The sequence below is a fragment of the Nonomuraea sp. NPDC054003 genome (genome assembly GCF_055585125.1).
Genome location: NZ_JBVJKR010000004.1, coordinates 1 through 19,040, shown reverse-complemented (window position 1 = coordinate 19,040; position 19,040 = coordinate 1). Strand labels below are relative to the sequence as shown.

Here is a 19,040-nt window from a genome sequence, read left to right as displayed (position 1 = left end):
ATGCCTGTGACGTCACCGGCACACCGGACAGCACGGAACCTGCAGGCGATCGTGGCCACCACCGACGTGCACTCGGCTCTGGACGACGCCCGCCCACTGCTGGCCCACCTGCACCAGGCCCGGAACCGGGCACTGATCGTCGACTGCGGCGACTTCTTCGAAGGCTCCGGCTACTACACGCTCGGCCGCGGCGTGCCGGAACGCCGCCTGCTGGCTGGCCTGTATGACGTGCTCGCTCCCGGCAACCACGGCTGGCACCACCACCTGCAGCCCGATCTGCGGCCCCTGACCGTGTGCGCCAACGTCACCGACGCCCGCGGCGTCGGCCTGTTCCGGCCCCTGCACCGGGCCACCATCGCCGGACTGCGCGTGATCATCAGCGCCGTCATCGGCGAACAGGCCTTCGCCTGCGTTCCGGCCGCCGACCGCGCCGCCAACCGCTTCGTGGAGCCACACATCGCACTGAACGCCCTGCGTCGCGTGCACGGCCCTCCTGATGGCGCGAGCTGGGTCGTGCTCAGCCACGCGGGTTACGAACACGACTTGGCCCTGGCCCGGGCCTGCCCGTATCTGGATGTGATCTTCTCCGGGCACTGCCACAGCGACCGTCACCAGCCCACCGTCGTCGGCGCCACCGCGGTGGTCAAAGGCTACGAGCTGGCCGCCGGTTACGCCCGGGCCGTGCCCGCCGCCGACGGCTGGCAGACAAGCGTGCACCACTTCGCCTCCGACGTGCCCGAGAGCGCCGTCCCCGCAGCGTGGCAGCCGCTGCTGGCCGACCTCGAACACCTACGCCGTCGGCTCGCGGCCCCGCTCGGCCACCTGACCACGCGGTTTCGTCACCGTCCGGTGAACCTGGCCGAGTTGCTGGCCGCCACCGCCGGGGAGCTGCGCGCCCGTACCGGCGCTCCGGCCGTCCTGCTGAACCAGACCTGCCTGCGGGCCACCACTCTGGGCCACCACCTGCATGTCGGTGACCTGCTGCGACTCGAACCGTTCGGCAACCGTCTGATCACCGCGAGCTTGCCTCCGCGATGGGCCGCCGACCCGGCCGCGCTCCTAACCGGCCTCACCCGCCAGATGGGCCCGATCATCACCGCACCGGACCCGCTCCCGGCCGGTCTGCGCCACGTGCTCACCACCCACTATCTGGCCAGCACCTTCCTGGACAGCACGCAACCCCCGAGCTCGATGCTCCTGGCCGAGGCTTTGCAGCGCCTGCTGACAGAGGCCGGCCCCGCCTGACAAGGAGGCACGTGATGATCCTCACCGGACCGGAGATCACCGCAGCGGCTCGCGACGGCAGGCTGCGCATCGACCCCTTCGAGGTCGACCAGGTCAACCCCAACAGCTACAACGTGTGCCTGGGCGAGCACCTACTCACCTACACTGACTCCGTCATCGACGCCCGCCGCCCCAATCCCACCCGCACCCACCACATCTCCGCCGGCGGGTACGTCCTGCAGCCCGAAGAGCTCTACCTGGGCCACACCCAGGAGCGCGTCGGCTCCGACACCTTCGTCCCGCTCCTGTTCGGCCGCTCCTCGATCGGCCGGCTCGGCCTGTTCGTGGAGATCACCGCCCCCATCGGCGACATCGGCTTCTACGGCCAGTGGACCCTGATGCTCTCCGCCATCCGGCCGCTGCGCGTCTATCCCGGCATGAAGATCGGCCAGATCATGTTCTTCGTCGCCGTCGGACCGGTCGACCTCTACCGTGGCAAGTACCAAGCCTCGACCGGGCCGCAGTCCTCCCGCTTCTTCCACGATGAGGCCCGTCCACGGCAGGCGGCCGCCTCATGATCCTCACTGGGCCCGCCATCACCGCCGCGATCAACGCCGGAGAGATCACCATCGACCCCTTCGATCCGGCCCGCGTCTCCCCCAACGCCTACGACTGGCGGCTGGGCCCCCGCATCCGCGCCTGCACCGACGACCTGGACGCCGCCGAGCCCAGCACCTTCACCGAGGTGACCATCCCTGAGACCGGGATGATCCTGCGGCCCGGCGTACTGTATCTCGGCCTCACCCACGAACAGACCGGCTCCGAGCGCTACGCCCAACTGCTCAACGGCGACCACGCCACCGGCTGCCTGGGGTTGTGGGTCCACGTCTCGGCGCCGTTGGGCCACGCCGGGCACGCCATCCGCTGGACTCTGGAGATCCGCGCCGCTCGGCCGGTGCGCGTCTACCCGCGCATGACCTTCGGAAAGCTCGTCTTCCTGCAGACCTTCGGCGCCCCCAGCAGCTACCAGCACCTCGGCTGTAAATACGCCCGCTCCAGCGGCATCGAGGCCTCCCGGCTGTACGAGGAGATAAAAGGACAACGCCCATGACCGGCGCCACGACCGGCCGTGTCGTGACCGCGCTGGACCTGCCCGCCGCCAGCCCCGGCGGCAGCGTGGAACTCCTGTACGACCTGTACACCGGCCACGCGCCGCTGATCGACGCCCAGGTGTTCATGCTGCCCCCGGCCACCGCCGACGCCGTCGTCCCCGCTCCGATCCAACTGCTGCCCGCGACCGGCAAGTGCCTGGACGGGCCCTCGTTCCTCACCTATGTCACCCGCCTGCGCGACCAGTTGGCCGAACGCGTCGACGCCCGCCAGATCGCGACCGTCCACCTGCAGCACCTGACCTTCGGCGCCACCCCCGCCCTCATCCGACTCCTGCCCGACCATCCCCACCTGGCGCTGGTCCACGGCACCGACCTGCTCTTCGCCGCGACCCACCGCACCCAGCACCGCGTCCTGCATGAGACCGTGCGGGCCTGCCGCGCCATCGTGGTCCCCACCACCGCGATGGCCGACCACCTCCTCCACCTGACGCCCCACGCCCGTCACGCCCGCATCGAGCACATCCCCTGGGGCGTGCCTGATTCACTCCTCGCCGCCCCGCCGTCGGCCCGACCGCGCACCGACGGGCCGTTGCGGCTGCTGTACGCCGGACGGCTGACCCCTGAAAAAGGGCTCCACACCATCACCGAAACCCTGACCAGCATTCCCGGCCTGCAGCTGAGCATCGCCGGCCCGCCCGCCGAGTACACCGCCCGCCTGGCCGGGCTCGAACGTACCGGAGGCCGCACCACCTATCTCGGCTGGCTGCCCCGGCACCAGCTCTGGCAGGCCTTCGCCGACCACGACGCGCTCATCATGCCCTCCACCACGCTGGAAGCCTTCGGCCTGGTCGCCCTCGAAGCTCAAGCCTGCGGCCTGCCGGTGTTGTATCGGCCGGTGCCCGGCCTCGTCGAGGTCTTGAACGACTCAGCGCTGGCCGCCGACCTGGCCGACCCCGCCGCCCTCCGCCAAGCCCTCCGCCGCCTCAGCACCGACCACGCCCTGTCAGCCGACCTACGCACCGCGGGTTTGGCCAACGCCGCACGCTTCCCCCTCAGCGCCACCGCCGCCGCGCTCACCTCCCTCAGCGAGCAGATCACGTGACACGCCCACCCGCGTTCACACCCGCAGCCCACCAGACCGCTTCATTAGGCTGGCAACCGGCCCGGCCGACCACGCCACCGACTCTGAAGGACACACCATCACATGGCGAACCGCGACGACCAGATCACCCACCTGTTGTCCGACGGGGTCCGCGAGCAGGTCTTCCCCGGCGCGGTCTGGGCCATCGGCGACGCCGACACCGTCCTGGCCTCGGGTTGCTGCGGCGTGCTCGATCCTGCCCAGCCCGACGCCGCCATGCGCATCGACAGCGTCTTCGACATCGCCAGCCTCACCAAGATCGTCGCCGTGTGGGCCGTCATCGGCACCCTGTGGCAGGAACAGAAACTACTGCTGGACGAGCCGCTCGCCGGCTTCTGGCCCGAAGTCGCCGACCGCCCTCTCGGACAGGTCACCGCCCGCCACCTGCTCACCCACACCGCCGGCGTGCCGCTGCGAGCCAACCTCAAGAACCTCTACGGCACCGACCCGCACGCCATCCGCGACGGCGTCCTGGCCGAAGCCCTCCACCGCCCGCCCGGCGAAGCCGTCGAATACACCGACCGCGCCGCCCTCATCCTGGGCTTCCTCGCCGAACACCTCACCGCCACTCCCCTGGACCGACTCGCCGCCCAGCGCATCTGGCACCCCCTAGGCATGAACGACACCCGCTTCGGCCCCTTGCCTTCCCATCTCGCAACCCGCAGCGCGCCCACCGAACTCGACGAAGAAACCGGCGCCCACCTCAAGGGCATCGCCCACGACTTCTCCGCCCGACTTCTCGGCGGCGTCTGCGGCATCGCCGGCGCCTTCTCCACCCTCGCCGATTTGGCCCTCTTCCAACGCCACTTGCTGGCCCCCGGCCACGCACCGCTCGAAAGCGAGACCATCGGCTTTAGCCTCGCCTGGGTGGCCGAATCCCTGCAGGTCCACACCGGCGACCTGGCTCCGGCCCGCGGCCTGTTCTGGCATCCCGCTCCCGGCACACGCCCCGAAGACGACATCTACGTGCACTACGGCTTCACCGGCACCGGCATGTGGACCTCACCCAAGCAGGGACGCTGGGCCATCTTGCTCACCAACAAGCTCTACTACAGCCGCGACCGCGATCCGCTCACGACCGTGCGCAACACCTTCCGCGCACTCGCCTTCGACTGAACCGATCCACCAATGCGCCGCGGTCACGTCCCGCGTGAGGGTCGTCACCTCGCAGAAGCCGGTAACACCTTCCATCTGGCAGGCCGCGTTGGGGTTCAGGGTGACCGCCTTCAGCCCGCTCATAGCCAGCGGGCCTGCGCCCTCGATCAGCCGAGGCACGCCGTCCCCCTCCGTGGGCATCATGGTTCCCTGGCTGGGACCATCCCCGCGTGCGCGGGGAGCACTCCCCGGAGTACATCCGTGCCTGGTCCAAGGCGGGGCCATCCCCGCGTGCGCGGGGAGCACCTTCGACGACCTGCAGGTTTATCGAGCGATGGAGCCAATTTTGAATACTTTCAAAGAATCGGACACTAGTTCCATAAAGCCCATATCGCCTCACATGCAGACTTTCACAACATAATCTCTCCGGCAAACCATGATCATCCACTCCGAGAGGAGCGTACCGGCGGTCACCGCCACTCGTGTCCCGCACGGCGTCAAGGAAATCACGTTGCCAGCAGACCGGAACAGCACTTGCGTCTGACGGCGTGCGCCAGCGAGAAAGGATCGGGTGGAACACATAGTCGATTTGTACGATCGCGCACTCGGTGAGTCAGGAGGTAAGTGACGGCCGCTACGGGCGGGGGCCAACCTGTTGATTGATAAGCCGCTCCAGGTCTTCGCGAGTGTTGCTGGACTCGAATAGCCCACCGTCGTCGTGGTGATCGGCGTCGGGGTCGATCCCGATGAGGTGGGCCGCCCGGTGGCTGACGTGGATGACTCGCTTGCCGCGCACGTGGCGTATGAGGTGTGCGGGGTCGTTGTCGGTGGCGAGCATGTACTGCCAGATCGAGTACGGCACCGACCAGCTGCCGGCCTTGGTGACGGGGGTGCCGTCAATGGACATCTGGCGATCGCGGATGTGCACGAGCCACTGGCCGCCGGCGGCGAGGGCGACCTGGCCGGCGTAGCAGCAGCCCGTTCCGCACCTGCTGCGGTAGTCCGTCTGCCACCAGCGCACGTCGGGGTCCGGGCTGGCCTGGACCTCGGTGATCCGGTCGAAGCCCTGCCAGGCCGCTTGGCGGTGGCGGAGTTGCGGCACGAAGTCGGTGGTCATGGTGTTTCCTTTCACGGTGCGTCGTCCTGCGGCCGGTCGGCTACGGGATGGGGAGGCTGGTGGTCGTCGACGAGGTCGGCGTCGACGACCTCGTGGTCCTGTTCGCCGGCGAGTTGCCGGCGCAGATCGGTGGCGAAGGCCTGCAGTTGATCGAGGGTGGCGCGTCGCATGGTGGTGCCGGTCCTCGCGTCGAAGGCGGCGTGCAGGTCCGTGGTGCCGCCTGGCCATTGGTGGAGGATCTGGTGACGCAGCCACTCGGCCCGTGCATGCGGGGTGAGCTTTTGGACAGGCTCCGGGGAGGCGCCGCTCTCGGCCGGAGATCGCTCGCCGAATGGCGCCTCGGCAGGCAGGCGGTCTCCAGCAGGTTCCTGGGGGACGGTCGAGGGTTGGTGCCGGCGGGCTGTCAGCGCGGCGCCCAGGGTGTTGAGCACGGTGCGCAGCTCTGGGGTGAGATGTCCGGCTTGGAGGGCCTGGTGCCAGATGGCGCGTACCCGCTCGGGGGTAGTGGCGGCTGAAGCCAGCGCGAGGTAGTCCGGCGGCGTCTGGCTGGACGGTTCGTCGCCGCCGTCCTCGCTGTCGGGTGTGCCGGGCGATTGGCTGTTGCCGCGGGGCAGTTCGGGTGCGTTACGCCGTGCCAGCTCTGAGCGCTCGGGCACGGTGCCGGTCATCAGTTGACGTGGGGAGATGCCCTCCACGCGCAGCCGGGGCACCGGGAAGGTGACGGGCTTGCCGCCCTTGAGCGTACGGGCTTCGGTGACGAACAAGATGGCGTCGATGTAGTCGCCGGCGCGTTCGATGAAGGCGGCCCGGTCGGGCAGTTCCTCGGCGGCGTTCCAGCCCTTGCTGGCCAGCAGCCAGGTGCCCAGGCTGGGCACGTCCTGCAGCAGGACCGACAGCCGGGTCTTGACCTCGCAGCGCAGCCGCCCTTCTGCCCGGCACAGGCAGGGCCGGCCGGACTTCTGCTCGATGGTCTCGCCGTCGCAGCGCCGCTCGCAGTAGGGGCCGTCCCACAACTCCATCCACTGGGTGACCGAGTGCGGCGGCAGCAGCACGGGGATCTCGTCAGCGGTGGTGGTGACCTGCCACTTGTCCAGGCCTCGGGTCATCTCGGCAACGGTGCCGCCGTACAGGGCGGCGGCCGCCTCGACCAGGGCGCGGGAGGGGGAACTGAAGCGAAAAGTGTTGAGCTTGATCGGGTGCACGCCGTTCTTGGCCGGGACGCTGTCGCCGATGCGGATGTGGCCGTCGGGCCAGTAAGCACGCTGCCGGCGTCGCATCCGCGCGAACACGTTCGGGTGGATCGGCATCAAAGATCCTTATCGGTCGGGGGCTGGACGGGCTTGCGACCGCGCAGGTCGATGCGGTGCAGGTAGGCGGTGACCGGCTGCAGCCCGCGGAAGGCCGCGAACGCCGCGTCGTCGGCCGGCAGGGGGATGAATCCGTAGCCGGTGGTGCGCAGGTTGAGCACCGCGGCGCCAGCGAAGTCCGGGACCGGGAACTCGTGCGTGCCGTCGTGGTGGTCGGTGGCGCCGTAGCGGCACTGAGGCGGGCAGGCCAGCGCGACCGTGGCGTGGCGCAGCGCGGCGAGTTGCAGCGGGTACTCGTCCCACACCGCCGAGGCGGGGTGTTTGAGGCTGGTCTTAATGTCGACCAGCCACAGCCCGGACGGGGTGGGCAGCGGATCGGCCGGCACCGCGCGGGGCTTGAATCGGGGCACCAGCGGCGAGGTGGGGGTGGGAAAGCGTAGGTTCGCCCACAGGTCGCTGGTGCCGCCGTAGCCGAGGTCGCGGTTGAGCATGGTGCATTCGGCGGTGATGACGTCGGCGGCGATGTCGATGCCGAAGTCGGTGAGCCACTGTCGGTAGGCGCCGAGGAACGGTTCGGCTTCGGGGTCGGGCGCGATCGGCGCCTGGAGGTTGATGGCCTGGGCCTGGCGGTGGACGCGGCTGCCCAGCCGCATCCGCCGCTCCCACTCGGCCTGGTAGGCGGCCTTGGCCTGCTTGACGAACTCGGCCAGCTCGTCGGGGTCGGCGGCGGCACGCAGCGCGGCCGGCAGGTGCTCGGCGAACCACTCGGCGGTGTGCTTGGCGGCCGCCGGCGCGAGCGCGTGCTTGGCCATGGTGGCCAGCACGTTGGTGACCGAAATCAGTAGCGCGCCGGTGGCCGGGTCGCTGTAGTAGCGGCCGTTGCCGGTGGCGATGGCATGCTGCGGTCCGTCGGGATCGTGTTCGTAGACGAGCTCGCCGGGCGCGGTCATGCCGGGGCGGATCGGGGTGTCCGCGCTCATCGCTGTTGCCCCGTCTCCTCCCCCGGCTGCGCGGGCGTGGTGGAGGTCGTGGTCGAACGGTCGGCGTCGCAGGCCTGGGTCAGCGCGGGGCCGTGCAGGAGTTGCCCGTCGACGGTGACGCGCAGGTGACGGTCGGCCCGCCGGTCGCGGGTGTAGAGCTCGACCAGGATGCCGCCGTCCAGGGTCTGGCGGACGTAGCCGGTGATCTGGTTGGTCTGGATGCGGGCGATCGGCCAGCCGGTGACCGCGTCCTCGATCATGTCGGCGGTGATGGCTTCGACGTCGACGATGCTGCGGCCGGTCGCGGCGATGATGGCGCTGATGGCGGCGAGGGTGTCCGGTCCCCAGTTGCCGTAGGCGGCCAGCAGCGTGCGGTAGATGTCCTCGATCGCTTGGGCGTCGGAGATGAGCGCGTGGGCGCGAGGCACCAGAAGCGGGCGCGGGCCGGGCAGGTCAGACAGGCACACCACAGTGCCTCCCAACTCGGATAGGTACGAATAGACGGAAAGGGGAACCGCGGCCCCCGGTCCCGGAGGGAAGACGGACCGGAGGCCGCGGAGACAGAGGGTTCAGAGGCCGGCGGCCAGGTGCAGCACGCGCGCCGCGTGGCCTTCCATCTCGTGCGCCGCGTCGGCGTCCGGCAGGGTGCGGGCGACGCTGGTGACGGCGTGCATGACGCCGCCGGCGCTGGTGTCGCCGCCCTGGATGAAGTGGGACAGGATCTGCCGCTGCTGCTCCTCGGTGTAGGAGAGCTTCTTGGCCACCTGCTCGATCGTCGCGGCGGGGTCGGTGACGCGGGTGCCGGCCAGCCGTGCCATCTGATCGAGCTTGGCGCGGACGTAGTCGAGGTCGAGGAAGGTGGTGATCGCGTCGCGGGTCTGGGCGGTGATCAGGGCCAGGTTCTTGTCCTGGGTGTCGGCGCTCCAGCGCACCACGCCCTCGTCCAGGCGGCCGCCGAGGTGGACGTGCCGGGCGGCGTCGGCGTTGATGGTCATGCCGTTGCGGCAGACCTGGACCAGCAGGCGGGGCACGATGGTGAACGCGCCTTCGCCGACCTCGCTGTTGGTGATGACGAACCCGGCGAACACGACCGGGTTGTCGGCGCCGCGCTCGCCGGTGAACGGGCTTCGGTAGTCGCGCAGCAGGTCCGGTGCCAGGGCGCGGATCTGCTCGCAGACGACGCGGACGTACATGCGCCGTTCGGTCAGGTCGCAGCCGTCGATCTGGACCTGCACGCCGCTCAAGCGCACCCCGTCCAGGGCCGCCATGAGGACGTCGAGGTTGTCGATGATGCGGTAGCTGTCGGACAGGAACGCCCGCGCGACGCCGTGCCCGCCGTTGCCGTTCAGGCCGCGTACGAGGAAGCGCCTGTCGGCGTCGGCCAGCCAGCCGTTGACGTTCGCGTCGTACAGGTCGGGCTTGTGCTCGCGCAGGCGGCGCAGGTACGGCAGCGGGATGCCGAGTTTGCTTGCGAGGCCCTGGTCGCACACGCTGGTCGGCGTGTAGAGCCCGGCGGTGGTGGTGACGCCGCGCTCCGACAGCAACGGTGCCGTACTGATGCGCAGGCGGGTGCCTTCGGCGCGGATCTGCCGGCTGTGTGCCACGACGTCGACCTTGTGCGCCTGCTGATGGCGCAGCAGGTCGACAAGGTCTTCCAGTCCCGCGTTACGGGTGGTCAGCGTAGGTGCGGATGCGGAACTCACAGGGGTCGCCCCATTCGTGGAGGTGGGTGGAAAGGGAAAAGTCCCGGCCGCCTGAACCGGCGGCCGGGACCAGATGAAGTGGAAAGAGGGGGCGGGATTACAGGCCGGTGAGGAACTCCTCATCGCTCGGCAACTGGTCGAACCGCCACCCCGTGACCAGGGCCGCCGGATAGTGATCGTCGGGGTGCGGCCGGGTGGCGAAGCGGCCGCGGTTGTGCGGGGCTACCTGCCGGCCCCGGTACACCTCGAAGACCTGGGTATCGAGGTCGACGATGTAGCCCCACTCGCACTCGGAGTAGGCCACGGGGTAGGACGAGGCGTCGTCGATGACGCCTGCTCGCAGCATCGCCTCGGGGTCGCCCTGGGTCTTCCAGAGCAGTTCCACCCAGGTGATCACGTGGGACGAGACGTACGGGTCGGCGTACTTGCCGTACCGCTCGATGTCATCCTTGTTGGGCCGGCCGGAGGTGACCACCTGCAGCGCGACGACGCGCTCGCGCAACACGTCCGGAGCTTTCGAAGCGGTGCGCAGCCACCCCAGCACGATCAGGCCGACTCCGTCCGGCGCGGAGTCGTAGTGGTTGTAGGCGATCTTCTCGGTCTGGTCGGCGACGAAGCCGACGAAACCACGGCTGGCCATGGGTTACCGAGCCTCCGTGTCGGTACAGGTCATGTGAGGGACCTTCCTGGGTCGTGGACGGGAAAAGCGAAGCTCGGCCGGAAACGGGCAAGCGAGAGCGGCCGCCGGTCGTTGTCAGGCTGCTTGGAGACTGTCGTCGGCGTTGACGTCGTCCTCGCCATCGGCTGCCTCGCAAGCGCTGAGCTCAGCGCGGGCGGTAGGGTGCTCGGGAACGTCAGCGCTGGTGGCACGGTCGCGCTCGGGTGAGGGCGCATCGTCCGGAGCGAGAGACACGCCTTCTTCCTCTTGCGGGTCGTCGTCTTCCCGGCTGGGGAGATCCGGAGCGGTGTCGGGGGGCGTGTCGCCGAGGTAGGGGGTGCCGTCGATCAGGGCCTGCTCGATGGGCGCGGGCGCGTACGCCTTGTCCCCCAGCTCCGGCCCCAGCTCGTGCACCAGGAAGCGCAGCCAGGTCGCGGCGTCTTCGGTGGAGCACGGGCTGTGACGACCGGGCCGCCAGGTGTTCTTGCACTCGGCGGAGGCCTCGCTCATCTGGTACTCCCACGCCACCGCGATCGGCAGCAGCTGCAGCATCGTCAACCGGCCGGAAGCAGCGGTGGCCAGCGCCGCCTCCAGGTCCGCGGGACCGCCGAGCTTGCCATACAGCCTGGACAGCGAGGCCGTACCGAGCTTGTCGCGTACCGGCGCCGGCATGTCGTTGAGGGTCCGGGTGATGAAGCGGACGACCGGCTTGGGCGCGCTCTTGCGGGCCAGAAGGGTGGCCAGCCACTCCTGGCGGACCGTGGCGGCCGCCATCCACGCCCGGTTGCCTTCCACGACGACCTTGCGAGAAGGGCCGTCCGGCTCGGTCGTAGCGGACTGCGGGAGCGTGATGGCCGGCGGCGGGGTGTAGCCGTGCCGCTCGGGGGTGCTGCAGTACAGCTCGGGCTGCCCCTGGCGCCAGCTGTAGAAGAACGCGCCGCGGCCCGGGCAATCGCCGTGCTGCTCGGGGTCGAACCCTTCTACCCGGCCAGCGAGCCGGGCGAGCCGGACGGCGCCGGCGGGTTCGTCCTCGGTCACCGGGACGCCCGCGTCCGCCAGGTCGGCCACCGCTCGGGCGTGCGCGGCCGCCTCCTGCCGGTCCGTGCGCACCCGCTCGATGGCGTGCCGGCCGGTGTACCCCCAGCTGGAGATGAACGAATCGATCTGGGCCAGCGCCTCCTGGTCGCCGTCGAACTCGTCCAACATTGCGAGCTCGTCCAGCGTCCAGGCGTACTGCATGGCCTGCGCGGTGCGGCGGGTCGGCTCCGACAGCTTGCCTGCGGCGATCGCCTGGGCGACCTCCTCGCGGCTGCGGCCGGTGCGCTTGCGGATCTCGGTCCGGGTGGCGCCCAGCTGGTGGGCCATGAACAGGGCGCGGGACTGCTCGAAGGGTGTGAGTCCGAGGCGGAAGTCGTCGTCGTTCTCTACCACCTGGTCAACCAACAGGCTCGCCTTGTCCTCGGCCTTGGTCAGGTCGATCAGGCACAGCAGCTTGGGCAGGTTGATCGTGATGGCGCCTGCCAGGCGGCGGTTGCCCTTGACCACCCACCAGCGGTGCTCCTCTTCTCCTTCGCCGCGCTGGTGATCGTCCGGTATGGGGATGACCGTCACCGGGACCTGCAGCTGGGCCTTGAGAGAGGCGCAGAACTCCTGGGTGAGGTGGTAGTTCTCCCGCACGTTGTCGGGGAAGTGGCCGAGCTGGCGCACCGGGATCCGCGCCAGGCGGAAGTCCTCGGGCAGTTCCAGGTCGGCGTCGGGTTCGACGTCCACCGGCGGGACGGGTTCGAAAGTCTCGAGATAAGAGCTGGATGGCTCGAGGGCTTCGGTGGTGATGGACATGGAGCAGTGACTCCCATCGGAATGAAGTGAAGAGGGGGCTCCCGCCGCCCGCCCCTTCCGCGCAGGCGAGAGCGCGGAGGACCCGGCAGAGCGGGCGGCGGGAGGAACGAAGAGACGCCGGCGGGAGGGATGCCGGCGCCTCTTCGGCTCGGGGTGGCGTCAGGCCGCGGCGGCGGGCTGGGCCTCGTCGGCGGCGGATGCACCCTGGACCATGCGCGGGGAGGCGGCGCTGATCTGCGAAGGGCTGGTGCTTTCGCTAACCATGCTGTAGCGCGAGCACAGCCCTATCGCGGTAGCGGTGATCTTGATGATGCTGCGGACGGTCTTGTGCCCGGCGCGGTCCCTGGACTCGAAGCTCCGGGCGACCAGGTCGCACCCTTGAACCACCAGCAGGTGGCCCTGGCGGTAGGACTCTCCGGCGCGGATGGCCGCGACCCCGTAGGTGACCACCTCGACCTGCCGGGTCGGCACATACGGGGCGCCGTCGCGGCCCGGCGTGGGAGGCCCGTTGACCTCCAGCTTGGCCGACCACATGGCGGGCGAGTCACCCTTGGCGGGGAAGAAACGGGGCGGGAACGCGATCCTGCCGGTGATGCTGACCTGGATGTCCATGAGCGAGGCCCTTCCTCGGCCAACGCCCCGGACGGGGCGTGGCGGATCTGATCGGCTACCGGGGCTAGCGGACCGTGTGGTGGACCCGTCCCGGCAAGGCAGACACAGCGCCGCCGGGCGCGAGGGCCGCAACCGGGTGGTGCCGGCCACGGACAAGATGTTTTGCGCCAGCAAAAGATCTCTGCCGTGGCGGGCACGAGCCTCGGCGAGAACCCGGTTCGCGGCACCGCGACCAAGGCGGCGCACGGTCGGCCGGCCGGGATGGGCCAGCCACGGGGCTCCAACCCGGGCTGATTCCCGGTGCCGCGTCGTGGCGGCTACCAGGCCGACTTGGCGCGGCAGCGACCTGCGAGACGATCGGTGGGATGGGTCCGGCGGTCGCACCCGTGATAACATCCTGCGGTTCGTGCAGATGTCGCTGAAGGTCAACGCAGGCAGTGCGCGAGAACACCGAGGAACCACCCCTGTTTCGCCTGCCGACAGCTAGCATCAGCGCTGTGGAGCACGATCGCCGGCCCGAGCCGATGCGTCCCGGCCCGGAGCAGCTCGCCCGCCAGCGCGCGTTCAACAAGCTAATGAACGCGTGGATCGACTCCCACCCGGACGCCCCGGACATGGCGATGTGGGATGATCCGGAGTTCATCCGCGCGGTGAACGTGCTTGATGGTCGCGACCCGGAACACGGCCTCAACGAGGCCTAACGCAAACCGGGCACGCCCCGGTCGCGACTTCTGTTGTACGAACTCACGCTCATTCACTTTGCAACCGCTCGCGGACGCCACCCCACCCCGGGTCGTTCTTGCCCGCTGCGTCGTTGCCGCTTGTAGCCGCTACGGTTTTGAGGCCAGTGGCCAGGAGCGCCAACGCCTGTCGAAGGCCACGTCCACATCCGACGGCACACCGTACACCTCGACGGCGGCCTGCGTGACCACCCGGGACCCGGCCACCGACTCGCTCGCCGTGGCTTGCGCCGCTCTGACCGACTCCGAAGCACCCTCGATGATCGACTTCGACCCTGTAGGCCAATGAGTCACTATCCCCGGTAACGGGGCTGTACCCGTTCGCGATGCTCTCAGTGAGCCTCCGGTCGACCTGGCGCGGTAGGCAATGTGATCGCATCGCCGAAGCTGAGTGGCTTGGGTGCTTATCTGTGGTTCCGGGGGAGCCGGGTTCCGCGCTTCCCCTCGTGACGTAGAGACCGAACCCGAGGGAAAAGACTGCTTCCTGCAGCTCGTCACCGCAGACCTCACCGTGATCTTCTGGGTGGTCCCGTCGGCGCGGCCACGGGCCAATCGCCGGTCGTCACGTTCCTGCCGTCCGGGGTCGAGAGGATGCGCGCCTTCAGTGAACCCGGTTCGCGGCCCCGCGGCCAAGGCGGCGCACGTGTCGGCCGTCCAGGACGGGGCCGCCACCGGTTCTGCGACTCGGGCTGACTCCCGGTGCCGCGTCGTGGCGGCTATCCGGCCAGCTTGGCACGGCACCGCATGGCTTCCTCTGCTCCCCCATCCGCTTCGAACACCGCGGCCGCATCCTGGTAGCGCTCGTCGGCCTCCTGCCGGCGGTCCAGCGCGGCCAGCGCGTCACCGGCCAGTTCCTGCGCGTGCGCCTGCCCGGCGCGGTGCCGAATCTCCACGCTCAGCTCGCGTGCCTGGTCACTCAGCCTGAGCGCGGGCTCCGCACAGCCGGCGTTCAGCATCAACGCCGCCAGCGTCTGCAGAGCCCACCGCAGGTAGGACCGATCCTGCGGTTTCCTGGCGAGTTGGCCGCCCACTGCCACCGCCTCACGGCCCAGGACGAGCGCGCGCTCGTGGTCACCGTGGGCGCTAACCACGGTGGCCATGGCACGCAGGCACAACAGCTCAGCGTACTGGTTAGCGATGTCGTGGGCGATCCGCAACCCCCGATGGGCATCCGTCTCGGCCTCGAACAGCAAAGCGTCGCGATCAGAGGCGACCGGCGCCGCGGCGGCGAGTTGACGACGACACACTGCTCGCAACGCGAGCGATCGTGCCAGTCCAAGAGCATCCTTACTGCTTTCCCGCGCGGCCACACACTCGTTGAGCAGCGGCATCGCGCGCTGCGCTCCGCCCGCATGACGCATGATCAGCGTGGCCAGGCGATGACGCGCCTCCGCGGCCAGCCGTACGTCGGAGGGGGAGAGCATCTGCAGCAGGCGCCGCCACATGTCCTCGGCGTCGCGGTGGCGGCTTTTTCGGTACAGATAGGACGTCACGCGCAATGCGAGCCCCATGGCCAGGCTCGACAGCCTTTGTTCGCAAGCGATGCGCACTACGTACAGGAGATTCGCCGCCTCGGTCGCCAGCCAGCCGTCGACGTCGTCCACAATCAGCTGACGGACGTTCGACGGGGCGAACGTCGACATCTCCAGCGCCACGACCGGCGGGTCATGCGGCTCCGGGGCGATCTGCTCGTCGGCCAGGCCCGCGAGCTCCAGCCAGCCCAGCGTCAGCCGGTGAATGGCCCGGTCGCGCTCGTTGGGACGCTCGGCCAGACGCGCGGCGGCGAAGACACGCAGCAGATCGTGCTGCCGATATCGAGGCTGGCCGAGCGAATCCACCCCGATCGTGGACAGCAGGCTGTGCCGGACCAGGCTTTCCAGCACGTCCTCGACATCGTCGGCATCTCCGCCTGCCAGCATGGCCACCTCCCAGCCGGCGAATCCGCCCGGCCGCAGCAGGGAGGCCAGGCGGAAGACCCGCGCCGCGAGATCCGGCAGCGACTCATAACTGTCGGCCATGCCGACCTCGACCGTCATGCCATCGGCCCGCAGCATGCTCAGCAGCCGCTTGCGCAACCGCGTGGCGAACGTCGCCAGCGGCCACTGCGGCTGTCCCGATAGCCGGGCACCGGCAATCCGCACCGCCAAGGGGAGCCCGTCACAAGCGTCGACGATGTCGGCGGCCGCGGTGGTGTCGGACTGGATGCGCGCGGCGCCGATGATCTCCCCCAGCAGGCTCAGCGATTCGGCCGGCGACAGCGGTTCCAGCCGCACGGTCCGCATACCGGCCCCGCCGACCAGGTGCACACGGCTGGTCACCATCACCGCGCATCCCGGCGTGCCGGGCAGCAGCGGATCCACCTGATGCATGCCGGACACATCGTCGAGTACCACCAGGACCCGGCGCCCCGACAGGACCGAGCGATACAGCGCGGTGCGCCCGGCGACGGTGGCTGGCACGCTGGCGAGCTCGACTCCTAGCGCGGCCAGGACCTCCCCCAGCACGTCGGCGATCTCTCTTGGCCGGTCGGACATGCCGGCCAGGTGCACGTAGATCTGGCCGTCCGGGAAGCGCGACCGTAGCAGGTGCGCCACCTGGTGTGCCAGCGCCGACTTGCCCACTCCAGGGGAGCCGCTGATGGCGGCGATGAGCACACGGCCGGACTCCCCCTCATTACGCAGATAGCGCGACAACTCTTCCACCTCCGCCGTACGGCCGGTGAAATCGCTCACGGCCGGTGGAAGCTGAGCCGGAGGTAGTCCCGCGGCTCCCCAGGCGATGGTGGGGGCGGCCGGTTCGTCGTCGTCCAGGATCCGAGGACCGAGGGTGTCCGCGGCGATCTCGTCGCGTAACCGGCGCAGCTTCGACCCGGGGTCCGCGCCGGTGTCCTGGGCCAGCAGCGTCGCGAGGGTGTCGTAGTGCCGCAGCGCCTCCACCCGATAGCCCGCCCGGTACAGAGCGGTCATCAGCAACGCGTTGAGTATCTCCGACAGCGGATCGTCGGCCAGCTCCCGGCGGAGATCGCCGAGGAGCTTATGGTGCTCGCCCGTGTTCAATCGGGCCTTCAGGAGATCCTGCTGCGCGACCTTGCGCTCCCACAGCAGTTCTTGCCGCCATGTCGCCAATCGAATGGGGTCCTCGGGCACGTCGGCCAGCGGGGGATCGCCCCCACCATTCCAATGCCCGGCGTAACGAGGCGACTGCGGCTGGTTGATCCCCCGCTGATATCCGCGTCCTGCCCTCCTCAGCCAAGCGCCGGAATTCGGCAAGGTCGAATTGGTCGTCTGGACGGAGCGTGATGCGATATCCGTGAGCACGCGCTGACGGAATGCGCCCTGGAAGTAGCCGGCGAAGCTGTGACAAGGCGGTTTTCAGCGAGTTTTCCCGGCCGTAGGTGTCGCCCCAGACCGCCTGCATGAGTGTCTCGGCGCTAACTCCGTCGGAGCCGGCCAGCAACAGCGTGACCAGCAGCGGACGCCTGGTACGGGTGATCTCAACCGTCCCTCCCCCGCGGTCGACCTGGAGCCGGCCCAAGATGGCGAACCGCACAGGAGCCCCCATTCGCGACGAGAAGGCGATCGGCGCTGCGACAGCAGTGATTTCAGATGAAATCTGATCATTTTGGATATTACTGCGCAAACCCAAAACTGGATCATGACCCGGACGCAACCGCATCACAACCTGATCAACGCTCTCGCCACCATCGTTCCCCACCCCTCCTCGCATGAGGTGCCCAGCAACGAATACAGCAGCCCGCCACCGCCTGAGTCCAAGGCGGCAATATGTGCCTGCCATAAAGCTGACCATCGGGTTGTAGCCCCATTTGAAGATTCCTTCAAGAAGGACTCGGGCCTCGCACCTGGCTTGCCATCGGCACCGTGCACGAATCCGACATGGCCCGTAGCACTCAGTGACAGCGAGAACGCTCAGGCTGGTCGGGCAAGACGCTAAGGTCGACCTCGCATCGGCCCAGCTCTTCAGGAATGGCTGGAAGTGCTCTGGAACGGGAAGCGCGGGCAACTGCCCGTCGTGAGCGTGGCCGAATCGCAGGGCGGTGTAGGGGTATGCGGCGGTGAGCGGTCAGAGATCCAGGGCCGCCGGAGCCGCGGCGGTTCTTCGGCTTTCTGGGCCGTTGGAAGGACCAGCGTGGTGACCTGCTCGTCGTGCTGCTGCGGGTGGGGCAGGCCGAAGACAACACCGTCGTCCGGCCGAGCTGCGACCCGGTATCGCGGACCGGGTCGCACCGCTGCTGACGGACATCCTCCGCTAGATCGGTGACATCGCGATTCCATACCCGGAGCTGACCGTCCGGGTCGTGGTCTCGCTCATCCAGGACCTTAACAACCGGCTCGGCGACAGGATGCTGTCGTTTGGCTCCACCAGCAGGCCAGGGCCGGCGGACGCGCGGAAGACGGCCGCCGCGGCATGAGCGCACCGAGCTTCGTGGCCGGGCTGCTCGTCGGCATGAACCTCATTAAGGTCTTCTTCCACGGTTCCAACGCGCCGTTGCCTGGCGACTGCTGGCGGCGCTGGCGCTCTTCACCGTGCTGGTGCAGCGCCGCGTGCGCTCCCGGCGGCTGCTGCTTCCGCTGGCCGCCATCACGTGGGCTCTGGTGCACGCCTCGGGCGTGCACGCCACCGTCGCCGGCGTCCTGCTCGGCTTCGCCGTACCCGTCCTGCGCAGCCCCAAGTCCGGCGGCCCGGACACCGGCCCCGGCCTGGCCGAGCACTTCGAGCACCGGTTCCGTCCCCTCTCGGCCGGGGTGGCCGTGCCCGTGTTCGCGTTCCTGTCCGCGGGAGTGACCCTCGGCGGAGTGGACGGCCTGATGAGCGCCTTCCGCGACCCGGTGGTGCTGGGGATCGTGGTGGGCCTGATCGTAGGCAAGCCGATCGGCATCATGACGGCGACCTGGCTCATGGCCCGCTTCACCCACGCCGACCTGGACGAGAACCTGTCCTGGGTCGACATGCTGGGCTTGTCGATGCTGGCCGGGATCGGGTTCACCGTCTCCCTGCTGATCGGCGAACTGGCCTTCGGTATGGGTGACGACGCGCACGTCAAGGTGGCGGTGCTGGCCGGTTCAGTGACCGCGGCATTGCTGGCGACAGTGGTTTTGCGGTTGCGTAACCGCGCCTACCGGCGCATCCACGAGATCGAGACCGCCGACCTCGACCAGGACGGTGTCCTGGACGTTTACGAGACGGACCAGCCTGAAACAGCCGGCAGTTGAGTCCAGAGGCGGCGGGCGCCTTCACCGGTTTGCTCGCCGCCTTCAGCCGGGCAGGCTAGTACGGCAGCCGGAGATCGTGATCGTGGGTGTGGCGGCGTGACCCAGGACAGCCGCCACGTGATCATGTCGGGCTGGTGCCGAGTCCGAATGACCTGGTGGACTGGTCGCCGGCTTGCATCAGGATGTACGTCTTGGGGACAGCACTGCATCAAGTCGGTCGAAGCCCTCGGCCACACCGCGGGCCATGGGGGAGGAGACGACGAGATCGCGGGTGTGCTGCG

At 69.1% G+C, this 19,040-nt stretch carries 17 protein-coding genes and 1 pseudogene; 7 read left to right on the top strand and 11 right to left on the bottom strand.

The window, feature by feature from the left end; all coding sequences use genetic code 11:
• The 5 genes from ACZ6YG_RS10730 to ACZ6YG_RS10710 all read left to right on the top strand — a co-directional run bounded on the left by ACZ6YG_RS10730 (position 1) and on the right by ACZ6YG_RS10710 (position 4,593).
• Entirely contained in the window at positions 1 to 1,245 is a 1,245-nt protein-coding gene (locus ACZ6YG_RS10730) for a metallophosphoesterase (protein WP_466017820.1), read from the top strand.
• A gap of 14 nt (positions 1,246 to 1,259) precedes the next feature.
• On the top strand, positions 1,260 to 1,802 hold the full coding sequence (gene dcd / locus ACZ6YG_RS10725; protein WP_466017819.1) for a dCTP deaminase: 543 nt from the start codon (positions 1,260 to 1,262) through the stop codon (positions 1,800 to 1,802).
• Positions 1,799 to 2,335 carry a dCTP deaminase gene (locus ACZ6YG_RS10720; protein ID WP_466017818.1) on the top strand — a complete coding sequence of 179 codons (537 nt, stop codon included), beginning with the start codon at positions 1,799 to 1,801 and terminating at the stop codon, positions 2,333 to 2,335. Before dcd ends, ACZ6YG_RS10720 begins: the two co-directional genes overlap by 4 nt.
• Positions 2,332 to 3,438 (top strand): glycosyltransferase family 4 protein, encoded by a 1,107-nt coding sequence (locus ACZ6YG_RS10715; protein WP_466017817.1) that lies wholly within the window; start codon positions 2,332 to 2,334, stop codon positions 3,436 to 3,438. The genes ACZ6YG_RS10720 and ACZ6YG_RS10715 overlap by 4 nt, the downstream gene beginning before the upstream one ends.
• Before the next feature lie 102 nt (positions 3,439 to 3,540).
• On the top strand, positions 3,541 to 4,593 hold the full coding sequence (locus ACZ6YG_RS10710; RefSeq protein ID WP_466017816.1) for a serine hydrolase domain-containing protein: 1,053 nt from the start codon (positions 3,541 to 3,543) through the stop codon (positions 4,591 to 4,593).
• 613 nt (positions 4,594 to 5,206) lie between these two features.
• On the opposite strand, the gene ACZ6YG_RS10705 is transcribed toward ACZ6YG_RS10710, so the two are convergent.
• From ACZ6YG_RS10705 to ACZ6YG_RS10670, 8 genes are all read right to left on the bottom strand, one after another.
• Entirely contained in the window at positions 5,207 to 5,689 is a 483-nt protein-coding gene (locus ACZ6YG_RS10705) for a hypothetical protein (RefSeq protein WP_466017815.1), read from the bottom strand.
• Between the two features lie 11 nt (positions 5,690 to 5,700).
• Complete coding sequence (locus ACZ6YG_RS10700) at positions 5,701 to 6,996, bottom strand: recombination directionality factor (protein ID WP_148032290.1); 1,296 nt, start codon at positions 6,994 to 6,996, stop codon at positions 5,701 to 5,703.
• On the bottom strand, positions 6,996 to 7,976 hold the full coding sequence (locus ACZ6YG_RS10695) for a hypothetical protein (RefSeq protein ID WP_148032291.1): 981 nt from the start codon (positions 7,974 to 7,976) through the stop codon (positions 6,996 to 6,998). Before ACZ6YG_RS10695 ends, ACZ6YG_RS10700 begins: the two co-directional genes overlap by 1 nt.
• Positions 7,973 to 8,443, bottom strand: a complete 471-nt coding sequence (locus ACZ6YG_RS10690; RefSeq protein ID WP_466017814.1) for a hypothetical protein — start codon at positions 8,441 to 8,443, stop codon at positions 7,973 to 7,975. The genes ACZ6YG_RS10695 and ACZ6YG_RS10690 overlap by 4 nt, the downstream gene beginning before the upstream one ends.
• Before the next feature lie 102 nt (positions 8,444 to 8,545).
• Complete coding sequence (locus ACZ6YG_RS10685; RefSeq protein WP_222708989.1) at positions 8,546 to 9,679, bottom strand: DUF932 domain-containing protein; 1,134 nt, start codon at positions 9,677 to 9,679, stop codon at positions 8,546 to 8,548.
• Between the two features lie 97 nt (positions 9,680 to 9,776).
• Positions 9,777 to 10,319, bottom strand: a complete 543-nt coding sequence (locus tag ACZ6YG_RS10680; protein ID WP_466017813.1) for a hypothetical protein — start codon at positions 10,317 to 10,319, stop codon at positions 9,777 to 9,779.
• Positions 10,320 to 10,433: 114 nt separating this feature from the next.
• Positions 10,434 to 12,107: a ParB/RepB/Spo0J family partition protein gene (locus ACZ6YG_RS10675; protein ID WP_148032294.1), complete on the bottom strand. Its 1,674-nt coding sequence runs from the start codon at positions 12,105 to 12,107 to the stop codon at positions 10,434 to 10,436.
• A 228-nt stretch (positions 12,108 to 12,335) separates the two neighbouring features.
• The gene (locus tag ACZ6YG_RS10670; RefSeq protein ID WP_148032295.1) at positions 12,336 to 12,788 is read right to left on the bottom strand and encodes a hypothetical protein; all 453 of its coding nucleotides are present in this window, start codon (positions 12,786 to 12,788) and stop codon (positions 12,336 to 12,338) included.
• 497 nt (positions 12,789 to 13,285) lie between these two features.
• On the opposite strand from ACZ6YG_RS10670, the gene ACZ6YG_RS10665 reads away from it, so the two are divergent.
• The gene (locus ACZ6YG_RS10665; protein ID WP_148032296.1) at positions 13,286 to 13,489 is read left to right on the top strand and encodes a hypothetical protein; all 204 of its coding nucleotides are present in this window, start codon (positions 13,286 to 13,288) and stop codon (positions 13,487 to 13,489) included.
• Positions 13,490 to 14,244: 755 nt separating this feature from the next.
• Here the strand turns inward: ACZ6YG_RS10665 and ACZ6YG_RS10660 are convergent.
• From ACZ6YG_RS10660 to ACZ6YG_RS10650, 3 genes and pseudogenes are all read right to left on the bottom strand, one after another.
• Positions 14,245 to 16,389, bottom strand: coding sequence for an ATP-binding protein (locus tag ACZ6YG_RS10660; protein ID WP_466018160.1), 2,145 nt, complete (start codon positions 16,387 to 16,389; stop codon positions 14,245 to 14,247).
• Positions 16,378 to 16,680, bottom strand: a pseudogene (locus ACZ6YG_RS10655) (AfsR/SARP family transcriptional regulator); the annotation flags it as partial. The gene ACZ6YG_RS10660 and the pseudogene ACZ6YG_RS10655, both read right to left, overlap by 12 nt.
• The gene (locus tag ACZ6YG_RS10650) at positions 16,562 to 17,089 is read right to left on the bottom strand and encodes an AfsR/SARP family transcriptional regulator (RefSeq protein ID WP_466018159.1); all 528 of its coding nucleotides are present in this window, start codon (positions 17,087 to 17,089) and stop codon (positions 16,562 to 16,564) included. The gene ACZ6YG_RS10650 and the pseudogene ACZ6YG_RS10655, both read right to left, overlap by 119 nt.
• A gap of 983 nt (positions 17,090 to 18,072) precedes the next feature.
• On the opposite strand from ACZ6YG_RS10650, the gene ACZ6YG_RS10645 reads away from it, so the two are divergent.
• Positions 18,073 to 18,759, top strand: a complete 687-nt coding sequence (locus ACZ6YG_RS10645) for a Na+/H+ antiporter NhaA (RefSeq protein WP_466017812.1) — start codon at positions 18,073 to 18,075, stop codon at positions 18,757 to 18,759.
• Positions 18,760 to 19,040: the final 281 nt, after the last annotated feature.

Bases quoted from the DNA above. Each gene is read 5' to 3' on its own strand.
- ACZ6YG_RS10730 (WP_466017820.1), top strand. From the start codon at position 1: ATGCCTGTGACGTCACCGGCACACCGGACAGCACGGAACCTGCAGGCG.
- dcd (WP_466017819.1), top strand. From the start codon at position 1,260: ATGATCCTCACCGGACCGGAGATCACCGCAGCGGCTCGCGACGGCAGG.
- ACZ6YG_RS10720 (WP_466017818.1), top strand. From the start codon at position 1,799: ATGATCCTCACTGGGCCCGCCATCACCGCCGCGATCAACGCCGGAGAG.
- ACZ6YG_RS10715 (WP_466017817.1), top strand. From the start codon at position 2,332: ATGACCGGCGCCACGACCGGCCGTGTCGTGACCGCGCTGGACCTGCCC.
- ACZ6YG_RS10710 (WP_466017816.1), top strand. From the start codon at position 3,541: ATGGCGAACCGCGACGACCAGATCACCCACCTGTTGTCCGACGGGGTC.
- ACZ6YG_RS10705 (WP_466017815.1), bottom strand. From the start codon at position 5,689: ATGACCACCGACTTCGTGCCGCAACTCCGCCACCGCCAAGCGGCCTGG.
- ACZ6YG_RS10700 (WP_148032290.1), bottom strand. From the start codon at position 6,996: ATGCCGATCCACCCGAACGTGTTCGCGCGGATGCGACGCCGGCAGCGT.
- ACZ6YG_RS10695 (WP_148032291.1), bottom strand. From the start codon at position 7,976: ATGAGCGCGGACACCCCGATCCGCCCCGGCATGACCGCGCCCGGCGAG.
- ACZ6YG_RS10680 (WP_466017813.1), bottom strand. From the start codon at position 10,319: ATGGCCAGCCGTGGTTTCGTCGGCTTCGTCGCCGACCAGACCGAGAAG.
- ACZ6YG_RS10670 (WP_148032295.1), bottom strand. From the start codon at position 12,788: ATGGACATCCAGGTCAGCATCACCGGCAGGATCGCGTTCCCGCCCCGT.
- ACZ6YG_RS10650 (WP_466018159.1), bottom strand. From the start codon at position 17,089: ATGGGGGCTCCTGTGCGGTTCGCCATCTTGGGCCGGCTCCAGGTCGAC.